This window comes from Nostoc sp. C117 (genome assembly GCF_043099735.1).
In the GTDB taxonomy this organism is placed as follows: domain Bacteria; phylum Cyanobacteriota; class Cyanobacteriia; order Cyanobacteriales; family Nostocaceae; genus Nostoc.
In genome coordinates, this window is sequence record NZ_CP170991.1 from 430,542 (window position 1) to 455,224 (window position 24,683).

Here is a 24,683-nt window from a genome sequence, read left to right on the forward strand (position 1 = left end):
CATGATTTCCCGCCGCACTTTTTTTAGCATATTATTTGCCAGCTGTATTTTTCTTATCAGCTGGCTGAATTTTACCCCTGCTGCTGATGCTCTTGGTGGTAAACTTCCTGCAATTAATCAACCCGCACCAGAGTTTACTTTGCCAACCAACACTGGTGATGGCAAAATTTCCCTCTCTGATTTTCGCGGGAAGTGGTTAGTTCTGTACTTTTATCCTAAAGACTTCACCTCTGGTTGCACCATAGAGGCTCGTCGTTTTCAGCAAGATTTACCCCAATATCTCGAAAAAAACACCCAAATTATCGGCGTCAGTGCCGATGATATTGATTCTCACGCTAAATTTTGTGATTCAGAGGGACTAAAATTTCCCCTATTGGCTGATACTGATGGGTCAGTGAGTAAAGCTTACGGTTCATGGCTGGGTTTCTTATCTATGCGCCACAGTTTTATCATCGATCCTCAGGGCGTTTTGCGTGAGACGTTTGTCAAAGTCAACCCCACTATTCACAGTTCAGAAGTACTAGCAAAACTAGAAAAGTTGCAGTCGGCAACTTCTTAGAAGATTAGTCAAAATCAAACGTACATAAATAAGAAAGATCCCCGACTTGTTTAAAAAATTGGGGATCTGTGGCGTACATTTACCCGATGAGTGATGACTGATGACTGAAAACCCGTCAACAATCAACAGTGAACAACCATCAAGATTGTTTATATACTTTAGACACGCATCAGCTTAGTAAGTACTAAAGTCCTGACTACGAACTTAATTACCCATCAATTTAAACTTGATAAGTTGCTAGCTATTAAGGCACAATAAACCCATATTTTCTGAGTATATCTTTGGCTGGATTAGTAGATAAAAACTGGACAAACTCTTTGGCAGCAGAAGGGTTTTTACTACTTTTGAGGACAGCGATGGGATAAACAATGGGTGAGTGATATTTATCATCAGCAGCCACTACAACTTTTACCTTCTTAGAGATTTTGGCATCAGTAGCATATACTAAACCCGCTTCGGCATTACCACTTTCTACTGCTGCCAAAACTTGACGCACATTGTTAGCAAAAACTAATTTGGGTTTAAGGCGATCGTAAAGTTTCAATTTCTTTAATACTTCCTGCCCATATTGCCCTGCGGGTACGCTCCTCGGTTCACCGATCGCAATTTTCTTAATCTTGGCATCTGTTAAGTCGTAGAAGCTACTGATACCAACAATATCGTCAGCCACAATTAAAACGAGACGGTTATTTGCTAGGTTGGCACGAGTACCCGATACGAGGAGTCCTTTTTTTTCTAAGGCATCCATTTGCTTTTTCCCAGCAGAAATAAATATATCGGCTGGGGCACCTTGCTCAATCTGTTGCTGTAATGCACCAGATGCCCCGAAATTATAATTAATATTGATATTTGATTTACTTTGTTGGTAGAGAGGCTTAATTTCTTCGAGGGTATCTTTTAAGCTGGCAGCCGCAGATATCAGTATGTCGGTGTTTGACTGTGCGATTACGGGAGAAGGCGTAACCAAAGGTAATCCAACTGTTAGGAGCAATCCAATAATTGCAATACCCAGGAAGCCAAAAATTTGTCTTCTTTTCATGGAAAAGGCGTTTGAAAGGTTTTTCAGAAAATTGATACTAGATAGAATAGTACCAAAAATACCAAAAAACAACCAACTATATCGGTAAAAATCTCATTAATACCAAAAGCTGTAGTATTCTTTTAAGGTTCAGGGCGATCGCTCTGAGCGTGACTTTAATTACAAGCTATCGCTAACCCCTTGCTTGCAAAAGCGATCGCCGTAATTAACCGATGATATACTCAGACAATTATTCGGGGTTTTCAAGCTAAGGGTTTATTCGCGGAAATGGAGACGGCATAAAACAGCCTATAAATTACGAATTATCTTCAATTATCTCCAACAACTGCGCTTCACTTAGCTGCATAATTCCCAATGAAAGGGCTTTTTCCAATTTGGAACCGGCATCTTCCCCTACTAGCAAATAATCTGTTTTTTTACTGACTGATTCAGTCACTTTTCCCCCAGCATTTTGAATCAACGCCTTGGCTTCATCGCGTTTTAAGGTTGGTAAAGTACCCGTAATCACAAAAGTTTTCCCGGCGAACTTTTGATTATTATCGCTAACTGTTTTTGTAGACTCTGGGGCAGTAAATTGCAATCCTTGTGTCTGCAACCGTTCTATTAATGTTTGGTTGGCATCAATCCGAAACCACTGATAAACAGATTGAGCAATTTCAGCACCAATACCGTAAATGCCTTCAATATCTGATTGCTTTGCTGTTGCCAACTGTTCTACAGTGAAATACTTCTGAGTCAATAATTGGGCATTCACACTGCCAACATGACGGATGCCTAAACCATACAATACCCTTGACCAAGGTTGATTTTTCGATTGAGCGATCGCATCTAGCAATTTCTCTGCCGATTTTTTCCCCATTCTTTCTAATGCATATAACTTGTCTGCTGTCAACTCATATAAATCGGCAACGGAATGCACTAAAGCTTTATCAACGAGTTGATATACCAGTTTTTCTCCCATACCTTTAATATCCAAGGCATCACGACTTACCCAGTGTTCAATGGAACCTTTGAGAATCGCTGCACAAGAAGCATTGACGCATCGGGTTACGGCCTCACCTGATTCTCGCACCACCTGTTGATCGCAGACTGGGCAATGGGTCGGCATAATAAAGGGTTCGGTGTCAGCAGGACGAAGTTCTTTAATTACCCTGACGACTTCTGGGATGATTTCCCCAGCTTTGCGGACAATAACAGTATCGCCAATGCGGATGTCTAATTGAGCAATGCGATCGCTATTATGTAAAGTAGCGCGAGAAACTGTTGTCCCAGCCAATTGCACAGGGCGCATCTCTGCTAAAGGTGTTAACGCCCCCGTTCTCCCGACATTCACAGCAATATTTTCCACACGGGTGGGTGCTTCTTCAGCTGGGTACTTCAAAGCTACTGCCCATCGGGGGAATTTCTGTGTAAAACCTAGCTGTTCCTGAAGTTTAAAAGAATTTAACTTTACTACTACCCCATCAGTCATATAGGGTAAATTCAGCCGTTCCGTATTCCAGTATTCATAATATTCTGCGACTTCTGCTATGGAAGCACACAATTTATGGTTGGGGTTGACTCGAAAACCCAGTTTTTCTAACAACTCCAAGGCTTCCCATTGGGTATTAGCAATACTGGCGTCATCTCTACCAGGAATATGCAAGGTGTAGGCAAAGAAATCTAATCGCCGCTTAGCGACAATGCGCGAATCTAGTTGTCTGAGTGTACCTGCTGCGGCATTACGAGGATTGGCAAATAATTGTTCACCTGCTTTTTGCCTTTCTTCGTTAATTTGTTTAAACACTGACAACGGCAAAAAAGCCTCACCTCTTACTTCCACTTTTTCGGGAATTTCTAAGCCTTCAAAATTCAACCGCAGAGGAATTGAGCGAATTGTCCGCACATTTTGAGTGATATCTTCACCTGTCGCCCCATCGCCCCTAGTTGTACCTCTGACTAGAATGCCATTTTGGTACGTCAGAGCCAAGGCAGAACCATCAATTTTGAGTTCAGTGACATATTTTACTGAGTCTATTTTAGGTACTTGTCGCCGCCAACGCTGATCCCATCCTTGTAACTCATTGATATTAAATGCATTCTCTAGACTGTATAGGGGAATATTATGGCGCACTGAGGTGAACTGAGTTGCTGGTTTCTCACCTACGCGCTGAGTGGGGCTATCAGGTGCTGTTAATTCTGGATACTGAATTTCCAGTTGTTGCAGTTCTCGATATAGCTGGTCGTAGACTGTATCTTCCATAATAGGAGCATCTAAGACGTAATAAGCATAGCTGGCTTGTTGTAATAACTGGCGCAGTTCTTCTATGCGCTTTGCTTCAAATTTAATCTGTGTCATAAGAGTTTTTGTAAAATATCTAGGAATAAAACTTAAAGACGATAAAACCTGCTTATGGCAGGTTGTGGATACATCGCCTTAGGCTGATAGTCGAGTGGCTCTGGCTTTACATGACAAAATCTACTTTTCTAGGTTACTAGGTTTAATACAAATACTCGCATCCATCGGTAGAGTTAATATAACAATCCGATTTGATTCCTGACATCACTTGGGTGCTGAGCTAAGCACAGCGCAAGCGCGATAGTTAGGGAACAGGGTTGGGGCAACAGAAAAGAAGATAATAGATGTGTACCTAGTAATCTGTCGCATTAATTTTGCTGGGTTTGTAGTGAGTGATTTATCGCTCAATTTTAAGCACTGAAGTGCTGACTACAAACTTTTATAAATCTTCAAAACTTTTGCGACAGAGTACTAGTGGTTCATCGCATTAATTTTCTTCTGGAAGCTTGAAAATTCTCCGCGTCTCTGTGTCCCCACATCACCCTATGAACCCTAATGAAAAGTCTTCAACCGCACATTATATGACTTGGTGCTAATTGAAAACCACCAAATTTGCAATTTGGTGGGGGTCTAAAAGGAACTCCAAGAAAAAAATTATCCAATATTGCGGGGTGGCCAACATAAGCGCCCATATATGGCGGGCAAGATACCCACGTCACAATAAATAATTGAATATTTTTATTTGTTAGTCCCTAAATTGATTTATTCAGACGCTCACCGACTTTAATTTGCTGTAAGTGATTAAGCGAAATTAATCAAAAAGCTTATACGTCCATATTAATAATGAACGGAATCGAGTCAAGCATACTATTAACCGCTTTAAACAATTTTGTTCTGAGTTACTTGCTACGATAAACAAGCACCGAACTACTTATAAATGCTGGCGATCGCAGCTATTATCCTTTGGTTATAAGTTTGCAAATACGCTCTAGTTTTCAGAGGATTTATCCTCATTAATAGCAAGAGAACGAATTAACTCCCTAATGACATCGGTTGCTGGTCTTCCTGTCATCGAACAGTATTTTTCAAGCTTTTGTGCCTCCTCTGATGCGAGATTGACTGTAAATCTTTTAACAGCCCATTTTTTATTCATAATTAGACAAGCTCTGTTTTGAAACTACTTCTCTAATATCAATTCTTTAAGCTGTTACTACAATGGTATAATCAATGAAATTGCGTTCAAGAAATAATGAAGCAAAACGGTATATTTTCTTGATTAATAGTGAAGAGATAAATTTTATTATTAAATGTAAAGTTTAGCTAATTTAACTGCAATTATTGTGAATCTAATATGAAATTAGTATTCAACTATATCTAGGTAAGTCCGCACTAATATTTGAAGCTATATTAATAAACTTAAATGTAATCTAGCCATTGCATAGCGCAGGTTTCCGACCCTCGATAGCATTTCCTAACCTAGGCTAACAGATTGCGGCAAACCTTAGCTTTGCTTTGACTTTCTGCAAAATCTAACATCCAAAATTCAAAATGGTATGGTCTACAAACCCATTGAATATAGAATTAGACGGTCATGTAGCTCATCGGGTAAAATATGCTTTACTAATGCTCCGATTTTGGCGTCTTGTCCAATGAGATAGCGTGTCTTGGGCTTCTTGGCAGTCAGCGCATGGATAACAGCTTGAGCGACCATATCCGGAGAAATGCCTTTAGATGCAATAATCTGCATTTTCTTACGTACAATATCCATCGCCTGACCGTAGAGATTTTGTGCTGATTGCGACAAATTCTGCTGTCCGATTTCCGATTGAGTTAGGGATTTATCCCAAATTGGGGTAGCAATAGAACCAGGTTCAATAATTGAAATCGAGATTCCCCAAGGTCGTAACTCCATACGCATCACATCAGTGAGTGCTTCTAGGGCAAACTTTGACGCATTGTAAGCGCCTAAAAACGGGGTAGGACTTCTACCAGCAATGGAACCCATATTGACAATTCGACCGCGACTTTGGCGCAATAGACCAAGAAATGCTTGTGTTACAGCTAGTTGTCCGGTAACATTCACTTGCATTTGGTGTTGAAATTCAGCGATCGCTAATAATTCCAAGGGACCTGGAACAGCAATCCCGGCATTATTGACTAAGCCTACAATCCCAGCATCACCAACTGCATTTGTTACCCGATCGACTACAGAAGCGATCGATTCAGCATCAATAACATCTAAAAAAACCGGAATTAGTTTTGGCGAAGCTTTTTGCTTGAGTGTTTCAGCATCAATATCTTGACGCACACCAGCAAAAACAGAGAATCCCAGTTCGTCTAAAAGCAAAGCACATGCCTGACCAATTCCTGTTGATGCTCCTGTGACTACGACCGTACCTTGATAATTTCCTGCAACCATTAGTTTTCTTTCAGTATGGGACTGCTGTAATATTTTTATCTGTCCGAATTACGAATTAAGTAGGTAGGCGTAATTAAACATAAGATCAAACCTCACCCTCAATCCCTCTCCTTACTAAGGAGAGGGAAGCCGGAGGTAGGGTGAGGTTTTATATTTAATTTGACCAACTTACTTAGCCTCAATCTTTACAAATGCCAGAGCGAAGACAATCTTCAGTTTGGTCATCTCTAGCCGACATTTGCCACGGCAATATACCTGAGGAGGCATTTGTGCTGTAAACCATGAAAGCAGCTACTATAGAGTACTGGTTTTTGACATTTATCACGTCACTACCATAAGCAAAACCTATACCAGCATTGGATAAATAAACAGGCAATGCCATTAGACCAATGCAAATTGTCCGGTTCATACAACCTCAGTTAAAAATTTCCAATTACGCTAGATATAGATGCCACCTTGATGAACCGGAGTTGAAAAACTGAGTATTGTACGTTGATGTTGTGTTAATTTACTCAGTCCTACTAGCCGCAGAGACGTGATTTACAAATTATCGGTTCCACCTATTTTCAGGTTAGGCATAGCCTACAAGATGACTTACTACTAACTTATGCAGATGTCAACCGAAAAAACAGGACAAAAAACCCACAGGACTCAAAAACATATCCTGGTAGCTGCATTCCCCGGATAAAATAGTTAAGAATGCTCAGTTGTGAGTGGGGAGATGAGGGACAGGGAAGGAAAACGGGACAAGGGGATAAACAAAACTCCTAACTCTTAACCCAGCACGGGCTAAACGCCCCGCTACCGCTAACAACACTCAGCACTCAGCACTCAATTAAATGTTGCCTAGTAACTGACTCATGACGCCTTCACAAGACGTAGATACTGTAATCTCTCCTGATATTGACCCAGAAGCAGATGGCAACTCAGAAACAGATCCTTTAGATGAGTTGCCAGATGAGGTCGAAATGTCCATTTTCGACCACCTAGAAGAGTTGCGACAGCGAATTTTCTTTTCGCTGATTGCTGTAGCGGTGGGTATTATCGGCTGTTTCTTTGCCGTTAAGCCAATTGTTCAGCTACTTGAGCTTCCAGCACAAGGAGTAAAATTTCTTCAACTTGCACCTGGAGAATATTTCTTTGTCTCCCTTAAAGTCGCAGCTTACACTGGTTTGATACTTGCTAGTCCTTTAATTCTTTACCAAATTATCCAGTTTGTGCTTCCCGGATTAACTCGCCGCGAACGCCGTTTACTGGGACCTGTGGTTTTGGGGTCAAGTATTTTATTTGCAGGGGGTTTAGTATTTGCTTATTTGCTTCTTATCCCCGCAGCTTTGAAATTTTTCATCAGCTACGGAGCAGATGTAGTTGAACAACTTTGGTCAATAGACAAATATTTTGAATTTGTGCTGTTACTGTTATTCAGCACTGGTTTAGCATTTCAAATTCCCATTATCCAGCTCTTACTCGGTAACTTGAATATTGTCTCGTCTGAGAAGATGGTTTCTGGTTGGCGTTACGTGATTATGGGAGCAGTGATTTTAGGAGCTATTCTCACACCTTCTACTGACCCCTTTACCCAAAGTCTTTTAGCTGGTGCAGTGCTGGGACTTTACTTTGGTGGAATTGGACTAGTGAAACTTACAGGGAAATAACATATATTACGATCTGGTTTTTAGCCTAGGTGTAGCCCACCATAGACATCGCTAGTTTTTTATCTGAACTCAGTAAATCGCGTTATTCTCTTTACTTCCATCTACGAGGCGTTTAGCACGTTTATGCTCATACATTAGCTTGTCAGCCTTTTCTAGCAGTTGTTCTAGTGAAACTTTTTCATTTAAAGCACATTGGGTAGCACCAACACTTATGGATAGTTGATATGAGTAATTATGCTCTTGATTAAAGCGATCGATATTTGCTTGCAATCGAGGATAAAATTCATCTGTATTTTGGGAGCAGACAGGAATAAATATGACAAACTCATCTCCTCCTAGACGGGCAATAATATCCGAATCACGGAAGGATTGCTTTAGTAATTGAGCTGTGTCAACGAGCATCTTATCTCCGATTTCATGTCCTAGAGAATCATTAATCTGCTTTAAACCATCTAAATCAACAAACAAAAGACAGCAGAATATTGGTGTGCGTTGGGCAATTTTGAATTGCTGATTTGCTAGCCAAAAGAAACCACGGCGATTATATAGTCCTGTTAATTCATCAGTTAAAGATAGTTGCCTTACCTCTGATTCAGCCTTCAGACGTTTCTGAATTTCATCTTCTAGACGTTGATTTTGCTCAATAAGTTGTTGATGTTGCTGTTTGATAAGTAGCTGATTTCTGACTCGCATTAGCACTTCAAGTTCTTGAAATGGCTTGGTGATATAGTCTTGTCCACCCAATTCAAAAGCCTGCACTTTATCATTAATTTGGTCAAGGGCACTAATAAAAATAATCGGAATTTGATCTGTTTTTTTTGATGCTTTCAACTGTTGACAAACCTCATAGCCATTCATTTCGGGCATATTAATGTCAAGCAGAATCAGATCCGGCGGATGTCGTTCGGCGGCTTGTAATGCCATTCTCCCGTTAATGGATTTACGGATGATGTAACCCTGCAACTCTAATATTTTGGCTAACAACCGTAGATTATCAGGGGTATCGTCCACGACAAGGATATTCGTTTCTGAAGGGGATTTAAGTAAATTAGCCATGAGGATAAGGAAAATGGGAAAAATTCTGAATCAATTACGAATTACTCCTTAACCCTTGTTCGCGTAGAAGGGTATCAGACCATACAGCATCTTCCGGTTTTAGAGGTAGTACTGGTTCTTTATTATAATCGATTGCTAAGTAATATCTGGCACGATTATATATGCCATGCAATAAAGATTGCAAATCTACAATAGGTTCTATATCTTCTGACTGTAAAGGTAATGGAAATATGGGAATCGTTTCTCTAATGCTAAATCCGTATAATTTAGCTTGAGGACGTGTTTCACTTCTGCTAACAATAATTTGATAATCTGTTACAGGAATTTTCCCTAAAACTGACATGGGTTTTCCAGTTCTGAGTAAATCAATTTCGACTAAGTGAGAAAGACTAGCTAAAACTTGTTTGCGTTTCAGTTCATAAGCTTTTCTACCTTCGCCTGGGCGTTTATTTTTAGGCGATAAAATTTCGATAGACGTTATCACAAAACCTGTAGAAACTTCTCGAATTTCTAAGTATTTTTCTGTAATATGTTCAGGTAACGGTATCATCACCGTGATGCCTTCTGACGTTTCTGTTTGGGTAGCAGTTGATGAGTATTGCTGCGGTAATTTTTGTTGAGAAAAAACAGAAACATCAGGGATAGCAACTAATATAGAATCGGAGTCATCACTTAAATAAGTACGTTGTTCAATTGCCACTCGATATTGTGGGGGAATATTTTGCTCAATAGTATCTGCGATCGCTGTTATCAATCGATGATGTACTTCTGACCAAAACACAGGATTTTCTAAATAAGGATTCATTCCGGGAAATGGATAATTCATAGTTCTACTATCCTGAAATGAGGAATTAGGATGATTCTAAATTAACGCTTCTTTTACATTCCTTAATCGCTTTCCTAAGTTTGGGTGAGATTGGCGATCGCTTCCAACTCAAAGTTATCCACCAGATATTTTAGAGTATTGGCAAGAATTTGCTCCTGGTTGGGGATTTGAGCGATGAGATTGTAGAGTTCGGCATCATTGAGATCCAAAGCTGCTTGATGCACCTGAATAATCCACTCTGGCGACATTACCTGTAAATCTTTGGCTGTTAGGGATTTCTGAATTAAAGTTTGCTGGTCTAACCCCGATAAAGCTTCTTCGCGGTAGCGGTAGCGGACTCCTAAGTAGTGGGCAATCTTTTCAAATAAGATAGCTTCTATAAATGGTTTGTTGATGTGGTCATTGCAGCCTGCTTGAATGCTGGTGTTGTAGTCTTCCTCAAAGGCATAAGCCGTTACTGCAATAATCACTACCTCTTCGCCTACCTCCCTCCCGCGAATTTGCTGGGTAATTTCGTAGCCATCCATCACGGGCATTTGAATGTCCATTAAAATCAGGTGGGGATGCCATTTTTCCCAAAGAGCGATCGCTTCATTTCCGTTCTCGGCGGCACTGACCTCGAACCCAACTGATTCCAATAGCCTGATGAGCAACTGACGATTTTCTTGAAAGTCTTCCACCACCAAAATGCGATAAGTGGGTTGTCCGGGTTCTAGACCGATAACAGTGCGAGTCGTTTCCGGCGCGATGATATCTACTGAGTTGCCCAGATTCAGTAAAACTTCACAAATAAAAGTTGACCCCTGATTTAGGGTGCTTCGGACTGTAATATCACCACCCATTAAACGGGCAAACTGACGGCTAATTGATAAGCCCAAACCTGTCCCTTGAGTATGACGACCTCGTTCTGTTTGCATGAAGGCTGCAAACACAGTTTCCAGATCGGACTGAGCGATACCACATCCAGTATCTTCAACTTCGATATGAAGGGTGATGACTGGTTTGGAATCATTGGTCTCTCTTGAATCAAGTGAGTTGATGCTGCCCACTTTCCCAGTCAAAGCTTCTAATCGCAGAGTGACACTACCTGTTGTCGTAAATTTGATCGCATTGCTTAATAAGTTGAGTAGAATTTGGCGCAGTTTTGATTCGTCACCATACACATAGCGAGGAACGCTGGTATGCTGCTCTACGATCAAATCAATTCCTTTTTCTACAGCTTTGAGAGCAAGCATATCTCTGATGGAGTGGATTAGTTGCTGCAAATCGAAACAATTTTCCGTTAGCTGTAACTGACCCGCTTCAATTTTCGACATTTCCAATACATCATTGATCAAGGTTAGCAGGTGTTCTCCACTGCGGCTAATGATGTCTAAATCTTCCTGAAACTCAGATGGAATCTTGTCGCTACGGTTCATCAACTGAGTAAATCCCAAAATGGCATTGAGAGGAGTCCGGAGTTCGTGGCTCATTTTTGCGAGGAACTGGCTTTTGGCACGGTTGGCGATCGCGGCTTGTTCTGCCGCTTGCTCTAGAGCTATTTGGGAAAACTCTAGCAGTGCCAACATCAGCGTATTTCGCATCTCGGTAGCGGCTTCTAGTTCGGCAATCTCCCAAGGCAAGGAAGTTTCTCTCACAGTTTCCTTCCACAGTTCAAAGGACTTTCGGGGACACAATTCCATCTCTCCAATTTGATTGATTGTCACCGTATCTTGAGGGTTGCCCACCCAATTCACTGTCTGGATTTGCTCTGGTCGAAACCAGATCATGTGGTAAGACTTTTGTTTAACATGATTGAATAAAATTGAAATTGCGAGGATACCGCTAGCTCGATCTTTAAATGCCTTCGCTTCTGGATATAAACGTGAGAGCGAATTGGTAGCAAACACTTGTTCCCCCTGATGTTGCACCAACCATGTCACTAAATCCTGCACTTGGGCGATCGATGGCGTTTGACCAACTAATGTCAGATGACCATCAAGTGAAATCGCTGCTCCTTGAGCATGAACTAGCTCCAGTAATTGAAAAGTATTTCGGCTCAACACTTGCTCAATAAAATTGGACTCTTGCAATAATGTCTTTTGCAGTTGATCCTGAATCGTTTTCACCCGTGTTCGGTAAAAATGCAATTCTTGTTCTTGCTTATGCACCAGTTCAATTGAGGCAAACTGTCCTAAAAATTCACAGGCTTTGCGAGTTTCATAATCCACTAGTTTCGGGCTGTAGTGGTGACAGGCAATTAATCCCCAGAGGCGTTTGTCATCGAGCAACGAAATTGTCATCGACCCAGCAACCCCCATATTCTGTAAGTATTCAATGTGATAGTGAGACACTCCTCGTAACACAGAATTACTCAGATCGAGGGGTGTATCCGTCAGAGGATGGTTGCGGGGAATCAGGGGGATTGGGGTGTAATTGATATCGGGAATGAATCGCATCCACTTGTGGCAAAACAACTTGCGGGCTGGCGCGGGAATATCTGTCGCCATATAGTGCAGTCCCAAGTAGCTTTCTAAATCTCTCTGTTTCTGCTCTGCAATCACTACACCACTATCGTCTGCCTTAAAGCGGTAGATCATCACCCGATCGAACCCAGTCATTTCTTTGACATCTCTGGCAAGGGTTTGAGCCATACTTTTCAGGTTAGTGGCATTACGGAGATTGGCGATCGCCCCTTGTAAGCGGTGATAGAACTGGGTTGAATGGATTCTGTTGCTGGATTGCTGAGGTTCTAGTTCCAGGATTAACCCATTTACCATCCGGTACATCACACCTCTAAATGTCTGATTTTTCCGTTGCCAATCAGTCTGGGCGACCCGCCGCCGCGTTTTTAGTTGAAACGGATTGCAAAGCTCCAAGTTATCTTGAGCTAGATACCCAGCAAGTCGCTGCACTTGATCGCCAGAAAACAATCGTTGCAATGGTTGACCCAGCAATGCTTCTGCCGAAATCCCAAAAAACTGTTCCACATTTTCACTAATCTGCAAGATTCTCAGGTGTGGCTCTTGCAGCATCAGCAAGATTCCATGCGGCTGAATATAACCGGGAGCATACACCGATTCATCACTGCACATTTCTAACGCCGTAAGTATTGAAGGGGTTAGCGAGGAGAGTGAGATCGGATTTGGTGACTGCATAGCTAAGATAAGCGGTTTTGGAAATCAATAAAGTTGTGAATATTAAGTTAAAAATTCAGACAAGGATAATTACCTGGAATTAGTTTAATTAGCTATTACCAGAGAGGAAAAAAGAAGAAAAACTCGATCATAATATCCATTCCGAAGAACGTTCACCCAAATCTAGAGGAATGCTGACAGCTTTACCGAGTCTGGGGCGATCGCGTGTTTGGGTGATAAATTGTTGTACTTGTGTTGTTCCACCCAAGGCGTGAAGATAATTGGCGATGCTATCAAGATGCTCTTGGTACTCAGCCTCACTCAAGGGAAAAGAAGCTTGCTCTAAATATTTCCACATTACTTGCAAAAATATCTTTCCCTGTGCCCGTCGAAACTGCACATCGTAAGAATATCCCCACTTATCAAGCAACATCTGGCGTAATTCCTGTCCTGTCATAGCTTTTCTCAATCAGATTTTACATTTAGTTATGATGTTAAGTTCCGTGACTCCAGTATGATAAGGATATAAAGAAATGTAATGCTAACAGAAAAGATGCTAAATATATCTTGGAACAGAGAAGTATGGCATCGTTGTGAGCGCTAGCATTTCGACTTAGACAAGAGTTCCTCAAGTACAGTACTTTTGTCAAAATGCTTAATAAAATACACAAAGAGCGCGTAGATTATGGCTCAATTTTCTGAATCAGCAGACGTGCCCGATATGGGGCGTCGTCAGTTCATGAATCTGCTCACTTTTGGGACTGTCACTGGAGTAGCTCTGGGTGCATTGTATCCCGTTGTCAATTACTTTATTCCACCTGCTAGTGGTGGTGCTGGTGGCGGTGCAACGGCAAAAGATGAGCTAGGTAACGATGTTAGTGTCACTAAATTTCTCGAAAACCGGAATGCAGGCGATCGCAACCTAGTTCAAGGACTAAAGGGAGATCCAACCTATATTGTGGTAGACAGCAAAGAGGCGATCAAAAATTATGGCATTAACGCCATCTGTACCCACTTAGGTTGTGTCGTTCCCTGGAACGTTGCTGAGAACAAATTTAAGTGTCCTTGTCATGGTTCCCAGTATGACGAAACTGGTAAGGTTGTTCGGGGTCCAGCACCGCTATCTTTGGCTTTAGCCCATACCAATGTAAACGACGACAAAATTGTTTTGACCCCTTGGACTGAAACCGACTTCCGCAACGGTGAAGCACCTTGGTGGTCTTAATCAGTGCTGAGTTATGAGTGCTGAGTTCTGAGTCAGGGAGTGAGGAAGTAGAAGAGCAGAGGGGTAGAGGAGATAATCATAACTCCTAACTCCTAACTCCTAACTCAGCACTCACCACTCACCACTCAGCACTCCTAATGCCCAATCCCCAATGACCAATTCAATCATTGCCCTTACAGAGATGAGAAATGCTTCCATAATGGCGAGGTTAACTCGCAGTGCTAGAGCAATGGTAAAAATATTGCTCATAGCGATCGCTACTGTGACATTTTACTTCACCAGCGATCTAGCCCTTCCCCAATCAGCTGCCGCCTATCCCTTTTGGGCACAGCAAACCTATCCTGAAACCCCCCGCGAACCAACCGGGCGGATTGTTTGTGCCAACTGTCACCTAGCAGCCAAGCCGACAGAAGTGGAAGTTCCTCAATCAGTGCTACCTGACACTGTGTTCAAAGCTGTGGTGAAAATTCCCTACGATACCAGCGCCCAGCAAGTTGGAGCCGATGGTTCAAAAGTTGGCTTAAACGTCGGTGCTGTGCTGATGCTACCCGAAGGCTTTAAGATTGCTCCAGAAGACCGCATTTCTGAAGAACTTAAAGAAGAAGTCGGCGATACTTACTTCCAACCCTACAGCGAAGACAAAGAAAATATTGTCATCGTCGGACCTTTACCCGGTGAACAGTATCAAGAAATCATCTTCCCAGTTCTTTCTCCCAACCCCGCAACCGACAAAAACATCCACTTCGGTAAATATTCAGTTCACGTAGGTGGAAATCGGGGACGCGGACAAGTTTATCCCACTGGCGAAAAGAGCAACAATAACCTTTACAATGCTTCCGCCACTGGTACGATTACCAAAATTGCCAAAGAGGAAGATGCAGACGGTAACGTTAAATATCTGGTGAACATCCAACCAGAGTCAGGTGATGTTGTCGTTGATACAATTCCCGCAGGACCAGAATTGATTGTTGCCGAAGGACAAGCAGTTAAGACTGGCGATGCTTTGACCAATAACCCCAACGTTGGTGGATTTGGTCAAAAAGATGCAGAAATCGTACTGCAAGATGCCGGCAGAGTCAAAGGCTTGATTGCGTTCATCGCTCTTGTGATGTTGGCTCAAGTTATGTTGGTGCTGAAGAAAAAGCAGGTTGAAAGAGTCCAAGCTGCTGAAATGAATTTCTAAATTCTCTTCTAAATCATTATTTACAGGACAGGCATCTTGCCTGTCTTTTTTATGTGTTATGTCAGGTTCAGTTAAACATTTATAATATGTGTAGGTTGGGGAACCACTGCGTTGGGCGGGTATGCTGACTTGTAGCACGTGGCGTTTGAAGAACGAAACCAACAATCCCTGTTGATACTGGGTTTGACTGCTGTTCAACCCAACCTAGATTCATAGATTTTATTATAATTAATTAGTGCAACTTGATATTAGCTGATGTAGTTATACATTAATGACTACATTTACTTGTAATGGCTGGCAATTTACGGTAATTACCTATGAAATTAAATGAGGTTGTCCCGTGGGGTAGAACTCTTGAAGAGTACAAGCTGATGTTTGCCTTATCAGATGCAGACCTGAATATGAAAATTCTTGGGTGTGGTGATGGGCCTGCCAGCTTCAATGCTGAAATGACAGAACTCGGACATTCAGTTGTGTCTATTGATCCTCTCTATCAGTTTTCTGCTGAACAAATAAAACAACGAGTTATAGAAACTTACGAGCCAGTCATAAAGCAGGTTAAACAAAATTCAAGCAGCTACATTTGGAATAACTTTCGTGATGCAGATGAACTTGGTTATGCCCGTCTAGCAGCGATGGAGAAATTTTTGTTGGACTATGAAACTGGTAAAACAGCAGGGCGCTACTTACCGCTATCTCTACCAAATCTAGAACTAGCTAACAATCAATTTGGGTTATGTGTGTGTTCCCATTTACTCTTTCTTTACTCTGAGCAGCTATCACTCGATTTTCACATCGCATCTATTCATGAACTCTTGAGAATCTCTCCAGAGGTGAGGATTTTTCCATTGTTAAAACTTGATGGTGAAATATCACCTTATATTGAGTCAGCGATCCAAACTTTTTCCAGTCAAGGATTTGATGTAAAGATTCAGCCTGTTGCTTACGAATTTCAAAAATGCGGCAATCAGATGTTGAAGATTATGACCAGGGTTAATCTCTTATAGGACAGGCAAGATACCTGTCTTTTTTTATATGTTATGGTTCTAAGTCTATTTATGAGACTCCGAGCTTGATATTTAAAAGTATATGTACTTAATCAAAAATTCTTACTTGTATTAACCTATAGTCACTTTTTGCGGAATCTGTTATAGTTTAGTTGTAAGTTATAACAGTTGTTATAACAATAATATAACTTCTCATATCAAATGTCTGGTGTCTAAGTATTACATTTAAATGGGTAACATCTTCCTACTTAGGAATTAGCTAATGACTATAAAAATTTACCCCATAACTCATGCAAAGGTAGGAAATCAAGATGGGTTTCGCTTACCTCGCGCATTCTCTAAGGATTATCCCCATTTAGCTAATGCTTCAGGTCATATTGAAGTGCTATCTGATAACACGTTCTTAGTTAGATTAGAAACTGATAATGTTGATGAAGTTGATGAAGATGAGGGTATTATGATGAGCCTTTTTCTTGACTTTCTGATGAAAGATGCTATGCAAAATCCTTCTAAACTCGTTCCTTATACCCAAGAAATGAGCGATGAAATGGATGATTTACTAGCTGATGTAGTTATAGATTAATGGCTGCATTTACTTGTAATGGCTGGCAGATTTTTTTCTACCCATTGTTTAATGAACAATGGGTAGAATTGCGTAATAGGGTTCGTGTTTTAAAAAATGAGTTACCTAAAGAAGAATTTATTATACATTCAGATGTCAAATTATTAAAAGCATTGAATATTGGCATTAAAGAAAAAATTACTCAAGATCCTTTTGCTGGTCAGTTTGCTTTGCAAAAACCTTTGCAAAAGTATAGTCGTCTCAAAAAAATGGGGTTACCTGAAAGATATAGATTATTTTTTAGAGGATTTAAAAAACAACAAATTATTATTATTCTTTGGTTAGGTTTTCCTCGGAAAGAAGGCGATAAAAACGATTGTTATCAAGTTTTTACAAAAAAAGTTGAAAATGGGGAGTTTCCTGAAAGTATTGATAATCTTCTTGCAGAATGTGAGTTAGAAGATTCTGAGGATTAAAACGATGCTTGGCAAAACTTGAGTTTTGTTTTCATCACCAAGAGAATCTCAACAAGAATCCGCTGACTCCGCTTCTTGTTCCATCATCTGAATGTAAGACTTTCTACAAACACCCCCCAGACCGTAAATAAAACGTAATTATTGGCTGAAGAAAGGCGATAATACTTAATCTACGACCACGAGGCTTTGTTTGTTCTAAGCGTTTTTGCTCACCTCGCTGGTAAATTCAACTTGATAAAAGATAGGGCGCAAAAGTCCTCTGCTTTTTCACTAAAGATGCATCCAAAAAAGAAGTACTATAGCTTCTACCACACAGATATTATTCGCTATCTATAAGTCTCTTGACTGAGGAATTAACAATGATGTAGATGACACTGTTATCATTAGCATCATTGGGTGTTGAGACTCTGGGATCTGATGTCCCTTGACATTATGGAAAGGGTCAATTTTCAAACTTGGACTATCAAAATTTTTTATTGGCATCACCTTACCGGAAATGACGTGATATGTCAGAAGTTCCTGAAGCTTATTAATATTCTGAAGCAATGTCTCTACAATATCTGGTGGAAGTTTGGCAAAAGCTTGTTCTGTGGATGCAGAGGCAATAAATGAGTCAATACCTTTGAGGGTATCTATCAAATTTGCAGCTTTGATTGCATCAACTAAGGTGCTAAAAGAACCAGAATTAACAGCAGTATCAACAATATCAACCATTGATCTCACTTGGTTTTACATAACTTGGTAACTATTTTTTAGTATGACACCCTAACGTTGGAAATCGTGTTTAAGCAAGCGGTTGAATAGCGTATAAATTGTATGATATGAGCAAAAAATTTAAATAATTAAGATATATAGCAATCCTAAATGATTAATTAAATTAATGATTGCAAAACATCCTTGGGTGAAGACGCGATTCATCGCGTCTCTACAACAAACAATCAATTCTTTGTAGACACGGCGATTTATCGCGTTTCTGGCCTTTCAGACAAAGGGTTTTAAATTTTGGTGGTGGCTTTTATCCACCGCTAGAATTTGATGATTTTGTTCCCAATCCCCTTGACTTCACTTTTTCAAAACTATCTGAAAGGAATTTAAATATCCTGTAATAGTTTTAGCTAATGTCTTTTGCTGCTTTTTCGTCGTTATCGCCATTACTTGATATAATCTTCCTTCAGCAACATACATTCTACTTTTAGTGATTTTTCCTCCAGAATTGATATACTCAATTTCTTTGCCAGGATGATTATTTGAACTACGAATATTTCGTTGACTAATTAAATTACTTTTCGTAGTTTTCAGAGCCATATCCCGTGCATTATTCAGTACAGCTTGGGGGTCAGACATTTCTCCATAACTGTAAGGAAAATCATTGTAAGTAACTACATAAGCTACTTGCTGTTTTGGTGGTTGAGCGACAAATATTTCTAAGTTAATTTCCCCCATGTAAGTTTTTTGGAATTGGGTTTCTCTGTTGGGGCTTCCTGGCATCAAAATACTAAAGCGCCCATCTGGAGGAGTGAATAATTTCCATTTTGGCTGCACCGGTTGAGAAACAGTTGGTTTAGTAACGGTGGCTGGAGGTTTGGGTTGACGCGCTTCCACTAAAACAGAACCACCACAGATAAAGGTGGCGGCGATGAATGGCAACAGACTTTTAACTGTCATATTTTTTGCCTTTTGAGATGCTAATCTCACTGATGATGCCAGCTGTTATAACCTAGCAGCACATAAAGCAGCACCTATTAACCCGACTTGCGAATTGAGAATAATATACAGGGGTATCTGTTCCAAGAGCGATCGCATTCTGCCCTTTTGGGTGAAATTGAATAAGAAATCGCTGCTTTCAATTAAAGGCAGGATTTTGGGCGCAATCCCCCCAGCAATGTATAAGCCACCGTAAGGTAGGAGTTTCAGGGCGAGATTTCCAGCTTCTGCACCATAAGCGTTGATGAATAATTGCAGAGTTTGTTCACAAAGGCGATCGCGTCTTTCGACTGCGGCTGTACCAATAGCAGCACCAGGATCGACGCTTTTCTCTTCCTGTCCCGCTTCTTGTTCCCAAGTTCTGACGATTTCGGCGATGTCTGGTGATTCTGTGGCAAATTTGCGATCGCGCAAAAATTGGTAAATTGAGACAATTCCCATACCAGAAACCACCCGTTCCACAGAAATGCGCTGGATACGATGTTTTTCCAGCAGGTGTTTCAACAATTGAAACTCAATCTCGTTTCGAGGTGCAAAATCAACGTGTCCACCTTCTGAGGGAAAAACTTTATAGGAGTTTCCCTGTTTAATTAAAAATCCTTGTCCTAAGCCTGTACCAGCACCAATAATGGCAATGGGCGCTTCGGCTTGACACTGGCCAACTTGTAACGTGTGCAAGTCTTCTGTTTCTAAACCTAAAATGCCATAGCCAATGGCGGTGAAGTCGTTAATCAAAGAAATTTGGGGGATACCCAATTCTTGTTGTAGACGTTCCGTATCCAAGAACCAGATTAAATTGGTCAGCTTCGCAGTATTTTCCACAATGGGACCGGCGATCGCAAAACAAGCTTTTTGTGGTATTAATGTGTTAGCTTTAGCCAAAAACTGCTGCACTATCGGCACTAAATCCGGAAAATCTGCACTATGATAACTTTCCTGATAAATAGTATGTAAGCTTTGTGAATCAGATGCTTCAACCAATCGCAAAATAGTTTTCGTTCCGCCAATATCTCCTGCAAGTAATAAAGTCAAGTCGCTTACCTCCGAATTCAAAATTCAAAATAAACAATCCCCATCAATGAAAAAGCATGATTTAAAATACCTATCCAAAGATATTAGGCAAATCGAATAACTTTCTCTATGTGGGTCAAATGGGAAGTATCTCCCTTTAGTTCTAATAACCATTCTGGTTCTTCGCGTACCACTTTTACCAGCGAACACAGAGAAGCCTTAACTTCTGTTTTGGCAATTTCCCCCACTAACCCCATTGCTCCCCCCAATACCGATGCACCATGTGCCACTAACAAAATATCCTGTGGAAAGAACTCAGTAGCTAAACACCTAGCGGTTTGTCCAGAACGTTCCCGCACTTTTTCGTGAGTTTCAGGATAATTGACGGCGATGCGCGAAGTGTAGCCAATGTCGATTCTGGGGAATAATTTTGCTAAGGCTGGAGTTGAGAGTCTTTCGGGTTCTTCTGTCATCCAAGCTGGATTTAGCCATTCACTCAAGCCTGTTTCGAGTTTGATTGGTAAGTCAAGAATTTCTGCAACTGCGTTTGCGGTTTGTACGGTTCTCAAGAACGGAGAAGCAAAAATATGACCAATATTTTCACCTTCTAAGCGCCTTGCTAACTGCTGCGCTTGGACCATACCATCATCAGATAACGGTGGATCGTAGCGTCGTTCTGCGGTAAGAAACCAATCAGGGTTTACGAAATCGAGGCGGTTAGCGTGTCTTGCGATCCAGACTATTTGACTCATACGTTTAAATATTTAAGCGAATTCTATTCGCCGCTAAAGAAATATAGATATCTGCAAGCAGGGCTGCAATTATTAAATTATGACAAAAATCGTAATAATTTTTAATAATAGTAATGATTTGGAAAAGTTATCAGTGCTGTCAATCTAGTTTTACTCAGAGAATTTTAGAAAATAAAGCTATAAGAATCGTAAATTTTTTTTAAAATCTAATGAGAACTAATGCGATAGACTACTAGCTTCGTCTCTTATTTAAAAGTCGACTGAAATTTTTATTTGACCAGAGTGATGGAATAGCGCTAAAACAAAAGTAACACCGGGAGATTCTCTGAGTCACTCTAAAGTCTATATTTACAAAACTTTCACCAGCTAATGGTATTCAATCATCTTGCGGGGCAGGGGATCAAAGAAGGTCGCATCTTCGTCATAATTTCGCAATGACTTTGTCAATAGGATATGTAATATTTAACCCACATCAGTATATTCATATTTAATAAGGTAGGATTAATTGCCTGTTCCAGTTCTCGAAATTTCCCTCATACTCTATGGTCTACAAAAATTAGCGTGCAAGAAGGCTCTTACCTTCATGACGAGTACTTTTTAGACACATCAGATAACCGTAGGCTAAGGTATTTTTTCAGAGTCAGGGTTGGAGCTAAGTTTAACAAGATAACCAGGAGCAATACTATCCTTTATCTCAGTAAAGCGATCGCTCAGGGAGCAAGAGTCTAAGACCCACACCAAAATCTCTTATTTGGTGGACTGCAATTAGTGGCGGCTTCAGACCCACACCATATTGCATCGCTTCTAACTTAAAAGTGCTGAATGCTGTACATAGATAGTGGGGCATTTAGCCCTTACTGAGTAAAAATACCAGTCCCCAGTCACTCTTTTATCCAAGGCTTTTGAAACTTGTGTTTCATCGGTCTACCTCCTGGCTGCTTCACAAAATAGACCTCTTGCAAAAAGCACTTTTGCAAGAGGTGGGAAAAGGGACTCATGTTAAAGGGGAAGGGGAAAATACAAAACCTTTCCCCCTTTCCCCCGCCCCTTATCCCCTTCTTGGGACCCCACCCAATACTGCTCGGGTAAAGCATTTTTAACTCGCAATTGGGTTTGGGGAAAAGGTTAAAGGGTAAAGGTTAAAGGTTTTTTCTTTCCCCTTTCCCTTTCCCCTTTTCCCCTTAACCGACAAGTATTGGGACCCCACCTTCCCCTTTTCCCGACTTCTGCAAGAAGTCTAATATATACCAATCATCCTGTAGCTTGTATGGTAGGTAAAGCTTGCCAGAGTATAAAAAACTGCCAGAAGTATTGTAAAAAAAGATGGTTCGACCCTTGAAGGAGCTATGGAAGTGGAGGAAAATAAGTCATTTTTTAGTCTGCAAAAAGTATTAATTATGTTGCTTGTCTTGAGTGCGAGCGCGATGATACTCATCAAATCAAGATCCTCTGAGGCTGAAAGTACAGAGAATAGAAATGTAAACAATCTACCAATCAAAGTTGGAATTCAGCAGCAGCTTGAAGAACTAAAATCGACGATGCTTAAAAGTTGGCAACAACAAGCACAAATAAAGGGTCTCTCTTATGCTGTGCCACCACGCTTTCAAGGAGCAATAGTTGATGCAGCAAAACTTACTCCCGAACAGAAAGTAATTGCCCTTACCTTTGATGATGGTCCATGGCCTGAGAGTACTGCCCAAGTACTAGATATTCTTAAACAAAATCAGATCAAAGGGACATTTTTCGTCATTGGGCAGAACGTGAGAAATTATCCTACCTTACTGAAGCGGGAGATTGCTGAAGGTCACGTAATTGGTAACCATACTTGGCATCATTGGTATCAATTCTTGAATCCACAAGCCGCTGCTTATGAAATTGACCACACAGCAGACCTGATTTATCAAGTCACAGGGATTAAAACAAATTTGTTTCGCCCACCAGGAGGAATCATGCACAATGGTGTGGCTGATTACGCTAGAAATAGCAAATATGCCATCATTCTCTGGTCATCTGACTCTGTAGATTACTCGCGTCCTGCTGTACCAAAATTAATTCATAATGTGTTCAAAGAGGCTAAGCCAGGTGGGATAGTGCTAATGCACGATGGTGGTGGTAATCGCTCTAAAACTGTGCAAGCCTTACCAGAAATTATTGCTAACTTTCGGAAACAGGGCTACACCTTTGTGACTATCCCTGAACTTTTAGAAATGCAAGATAAAGATCAAAATCTAATTGTAAAGAAAAAGTAATTGTTATAAGAGAAAACAGGAGGCAGTCTCGATGAAACAAGTTTCAAAAGCCTTGAATGAAAGAATAATTGGAGACTGGTATTTTTACTCAGCACTCAGCACTCAGCACTCAGCACTTTCAAGTCAGAGGACAGTAGGGAAGAAGTATTAACAGAAACTTTAGGTCTGAGTATAAAACCCAGTTTGTTTTTAACAAAGAATTGTATCAACACGCATATTGTAAGATACAAAGCCTCCTTGCTTCAATATAGCGTTTTAAGCGTGGGTTCCTCATTGCTCCTGAAAAAAACCGTCCAAAATTCAGATCTGAACGGAGTTTTTATATTTTAAACTTGATGCTGACTTAGTTCTCTTAGTGATTGTAGCGATCTCAAAACTACAAGTCAGGAGGCAAAATTACTTGATCGATCGCGTGCAATACACCGTTAGTCGCTGTGATGTCAGCCTGAGTGACTTTAGCATCATTAACAGTCACACCAGTAGCAGAATCAACTTTAATGTTAATTACACCACCTTCAAGGCTTTTAACTTCACCAGACTTCAAATCAGTAGATAATATCTTACCGGGCACAACATGGTAAGTTAACAGCTTGAGTAATACTTCTTTGTTTTCTGGTTTCAACAAATCTCGCACTGCATCTGGTGGCAATTTGGCAAAGGCTGCATCTGTAGGTGCAAAAATAGTTAAGTTATCTTTGCCCTGCAAAGCATCAGTCAATCCTGCTGCTTTCAAAGCCTTGGTCAAGGTTGTAAAGGAGGCATTTGACTCTGCTAAGGCTAACAAATTTTTGCCTTGAGTTTCACTAGTTCCTGCTGGTGGAGGTGTAGTCGGTGTCTCTGTAGATGGTACTTCTGTTGGTGGTGTGCTAGGTTTCTCTCCGGGGATAGGACGTGGAGTACGGGGTGGAACTTCACCAGGTGTAACAGTACCACCACGGTTATAGGGAGGCTCGTTAAAAATACTTGGTTTGGGATTAAGCGCACCACTACCCTGAGCTACTTGTTTGCGTTTGCTGTTACCCTTTTCTATTTCTGAAACAACTGTAGCCGGTGTATATTGAGCATTTGCTTGAAGGCGTTGACCTCGGTTATAAGGCGCCTCATTGAAAATACTGGGGTTAGGATTAAGTACTTCTTTTGCTTCAGATGGTAAAGTAATGAGAAGGCTGAAACTACTAAATCCTGCTATGCCTGCCAACGTTGTTAGCAATTTGCTGTAATTTGTCTTCATAAATTTTGTTTGTTTTTTTGTCCACAGGTTACATAAAGATTTATAACATTTTGTTATGCACAAAATCTAACCTACAGATATAAGTAACATTTTTTCTTCAGAAATACTTGTGGTAATGAAGTTAAATATTTAACTTTGACTACTGATTAAAAGTATTTAATAAAAAATATATATAGCATGTATTTAATTTAAAAAGAATTCAGTAGTCACAATTTACTGCGCTAAAAGAATTTAGAATACGCTATAAATAAATGATCTTATTGGCGTATTCATAAGGTTTGTACCAATGACAGCGCCAGTAGAGACGAAGAAATTTTTTAAGTCGATGTTTCTTC

The 24,683-nt window shown here is 40.6% G+C and carries 23 protein-coding genes; 8 read left to right on the forward strand and 15 right to left on the reverse strand.

Features of this window, described 5'->3' with window-relative positions:
- Position 1: 1 nt before the first annotated feature.
- Positions 2 to 559, forward strand: coding sequence for a peroxiredoxin (locus ACFG4S_RS03625; protein ID WP_392533508.1), 558 nt, complete (start codon positions 2 to 4; stop codon positions 557 to 559).
- Positions 560 to 803: 244 nt separating this feature from the next.
- Here ACFG4S_RS03625 and modA read toward each other — a convergent pair whose 3' ends face one another.
- The 5 genes from modA to ACFG4S_RS03650 all read right to left on the reverse strand — a co-directional run bounded on the left by modA (position 804) and on the right by ACFG4S_RS03650 (position 6,704).
- Complete coding sequence (gene modA, locus ACFG4S_RS03630; RefSeq protein ID WP_392533509.1) at positions 804 to 1,598, reverse strand: molybdate ABC transporter substrate-binding protein; 795 nt, start codon at positions 1,596 to 1,598, stop codon at positions 804 to 806.
- 295 nt (positions 1,599 to 1,893) lie between these two features.
- Positions 1,894 to 3,936, reverse strand: a complete 2,043-nt coding sequence (gene ligA, locus ACFG4S_RS03635) for an NAD-dependent DNA ligase LigA (RefSeq protein ID WP_392533510.1) — start codon at positions 3,934 to 3,936, stop codon at positions 1,894 to 1,896.
- 928 nt (positions 3,937 to 4,864) lie between these two features.
- The gene (locus ACFG4S_RS03640; protein WP_392535899.1) at positions 4,865 to 5,032 is read right to left on the reverse strand and encodes a CopG family transcriptional regulator; all 168 of its coding nucleotides are present in this window, start codon (positions 5,030 to 5,032) and stop codon (positions 4,865 to 4,867) included.
- Between the two features lie 402 nt (positions 5,033 to 5,434).
- Positions 5,435 to 6,295: an SDR family oxidoreductase gene (locus tag ACFG4S_RS03645; protein WP_392533511.1), complete on the reverse strand. Its 861-nt coding sequence runs from the start codon at positions 6,293 to 6,295 to the stop codon at positions 5,435 to 5,437.
- A gap of 178 nt (positions 6,296 to 6,473) precedes the next feature.
- Positions 6,474 to 6,704: a hypothetical protein gene (locus ACFG4S_RS03650; RefSeq protein WP_392533512.1), complete on the reverse strand. Its 231-nt coding sequence runs from the start codon at positions 6,702 to 6,704 to the stop codon at positions 6,474 to 6,476.
- A gap of 451 nt (positions 6,705 to 7,155) precedes the next feature.
- Between ACFG4S_RS03650 and tatC the strand changes: the two genes are divergently transcribed.
- The gene (gene tatC, locus ACFG4S_RS03655; protein ID WP_392533513.1) at positions 7,156 to 7,950 is read left to right on the forward strand and encodes a twin-arginine translocase subunit TatC; all 795 of its coding nucleotides are present in this window, start codon (positions 7,156 to 7,158) and stop codon (positions 7,948 to 7,950) included.
- A gap of 69 nt (positions 7,951 to 8,019) precedes the next feature.
- Here tatC and ACFG4S_RS03660 read toward each other — a convergent pair whose 3' ends face one another.
- The 4 genes from ACFG4S_RS03660 to ACFG4S_RS03675 form a co-directional block, all read right to left on the reverse strand.
- Complete coding sequence (locus ACFG4S_RS03660) at positions 8,020 to 9,006, reverse strand: diguanylate cyclase (protein ID WP_392533514.1); 987 nt, start codon at positions 9,004 to 9,006, stop codon at positions 8,020 to 8,022.
- A 34-nt stretch (positions 9,007 to 9,040) separates the two neighbouring features.
- Positions 9,041 to 9,832, reverse strand: coding sequence for a DUF4058 family protein (locus tag ACFG4S_RS03665; protein ID WP_392533515.1), 792 nt, complete (start codon positions 9,830 to 9,832; stop codon positions 9,041 to 9,043).
- A 74-nt stretch (positions 9,833 to 9,906) separates the two neighbouring features.
- Positions 9,907 to 12,906 carry a response regulator gene (locus tag ACFG4S_RS03670; protein WP_392533516.1) on the reverse strand — a complete coding sequence of 1,000 codons (3,000 nt, stop codon included), beginning with the start codon at positions 12,904 to 12,906 and terminating at the stop codon, positions 9,907 to 9,909.
- Positions 12,907 to 13,096: 190 nt separating this feature from the next.
- Complete coding sequence (locus tag ACFG4S_RS03675) at positions 13,097 to 13,405, reverse strand: DUF3067 family protein (RefSeq protein ID WP_392533517.1); 309 nt, start codon at positions 13,403 to 13,405, stop codon at positions 13,097 to 13,099.
- A gap of 228 nt (positions 13,406 to 13,633) precedes the next feature.
- Here ACFG4S_RS03675 and petC point away from each other — a divergent pair, with 228 nt between their 5' ends.
- The 5 genes from petC to ACFG4S_RS03700 all read left to right on the forward strand — a co-directional run bounded on the left by petC (position 13,634) and on the right by ACFG4S_RS03700 (position 17,401).
- Complete coding sequence (petC, locus tag ACFG4S_RS03680; RefSeq protein WP_392533518.1) at positions 13,634 to 14,173, forward strand: cytochrome b6-f complex iron-sulfur subunit; 540 nt, start codon at positions 13,634 to 13,636, stop codon at positions 14,171 to 14,173.
- Between the two features lie 181 nt (positions 14,174 to 14,354).
- Positions 14,355 to 15,356: a cytochrome f gene (gene petA, locus ACFG4S_RS03685; protein ID WP_392535900.1), complete on the forward strand. Its 1,002-nt coding sequence runs from the start codon at positions 14,355 to 14,357 to the stop codon at positions 15,354 to 15,356.
- Between the two features lie 317 nt (positions 15,357 to 15,673).
- Entirely contained in the window at positions 15,674 to 16,363 is a 690-nt protein-coding gene (locus ACFG4S_RS03690) for an SAM-dependent methyltransferase (protein ID WP_392533519.1), read from the forward strand.
- 262 nt (positions 16,364 to 16,625) lie between these two features.
- On the forward strand, positions 16,626 to 16,946 hold the full coding sequence (locus tag ACFG4S_RS03695) for a hypothetical protein (RefSeq protein ID WP_392533520.1): 321 nt from the start codon (positions 16,626 to 16,628) through the stop codon (positions 16,944 to 16,946).
- Positions 16,946 to 17,401, forward strand: coding sequence for a type II toxin-antitoxin system YhaV family toxin (locus ACFG4S_RS03700; protein WP_392533521.1), 456 nt, complete (start codon positions 16,946 to 16,948; stop codon positions 17,399 to 17,401). The genes ACFG4S_RS03695 and ACFG4S_RS03700 overlap by 1 nt, the downstream gene beginning before the upstream one ends.
- 330 nt (positions 17,402 to 17,731) lie before the next feature.
- Here the strand turns inward: ACFG4S_RS03700 and ACFG4S_RS03705 are convergent, their stop codons facing one another.
- The 5 genes from ACFG4S_RS03705 to ACFG4S_RS03725 form a co-directional block, all read right to left on the reverse strand.
- Complete coding sequence (locus tag ACFG4S_RS03705; protein ID WP_392533522.1) at positions 17,732 to 18,115, reverse strand: fasciclin domain-containing protein; 384 nt, start codon at positions 18,113 to 18,115, stop codon at positions 17,732 to 17,734.
- Between the two features lie 348 nt (positions 18,116 to 18,463).
- Positions 18,464 to 19,066, reverse strand: coding sequence for a hypothetical protein (locus ACFG4S_RS03710; protein ID WP_392533523.1), 603 nt, complete (start codon positions 19,064 to 19,066; stop codon positions 18,464 to 18,466).
- Positions 19,067 to 19,111: 45 nt separating this feature from the next.
- Complete coding sequence (locus tag ACFG4S_RS03715) at positions 19,112 to 20,137, reverse strand: glucokinase (RefSeq protein WP_392533524.1); 1,026 nt, start codon at positions 20,135 to 20,137, stop codon at positions 19,112 to 19,114.
- 83 nt (positions 20,138 to 20,220) lie between these two features.
- Positions 20,221 to 20,868, reverse strand: a complete 648-nt coding sequence (locus tag ACFG4S_RS03720) for a histidine phosphatase family protein (RefSeq protein WP_392533525.1) — start codon at positions 20,866 to 20,868, stop codon at positions 20,221 to 20,223.
- 694 nt (positions 20,869 to 21,562) lie between these two features.
- Positions 21,563 to 21,715 (reverse strand): hypothetical protein, encoded by a 153-nt coding sequence (locus tag ACFG4S_RS03725; RefSeq protein ID WP_392533526.1) that lies wholly within the window; start codon positions 21,713 to 21,715, stop codon positions 21,563 to 21,565.
- Between the two features lie 505 nt (positions 21,716 to 22,220).
- On the opposite strand from ACFG4S_RS03725, the gene ACFG4S_RS03730 reads away from it, so the two are divergent.
- Entirely contained in the window at positions 22,221 to 23,117 is an 897-nt protein-coding gene (locus tag ACFG4S_RS03730; RefSeq protein WP_392535901.1) for a polysaccharide deacetylase family protein, read from the forward strand.
- 376 nt (positions 23,118 to 23,493) lie between these two features.
- Here ACFG4S_RS03730 and ACFG4S_RS03735 read toward each other — a convergent pair whose 3' ends face one another.
- A complete protein-coding gene (locus tag ACFG4S_RS03735) occupies positions 23,494 to 24,348 on the reverse strand; it encodes a fasciclin domain-containing protein (RefSeq protein WP_392533527.1) in 855 nt (284 codons plus the stop codon).
- Positions 24,349 to 24,683 lie beyond the last annotated feature (335 nt).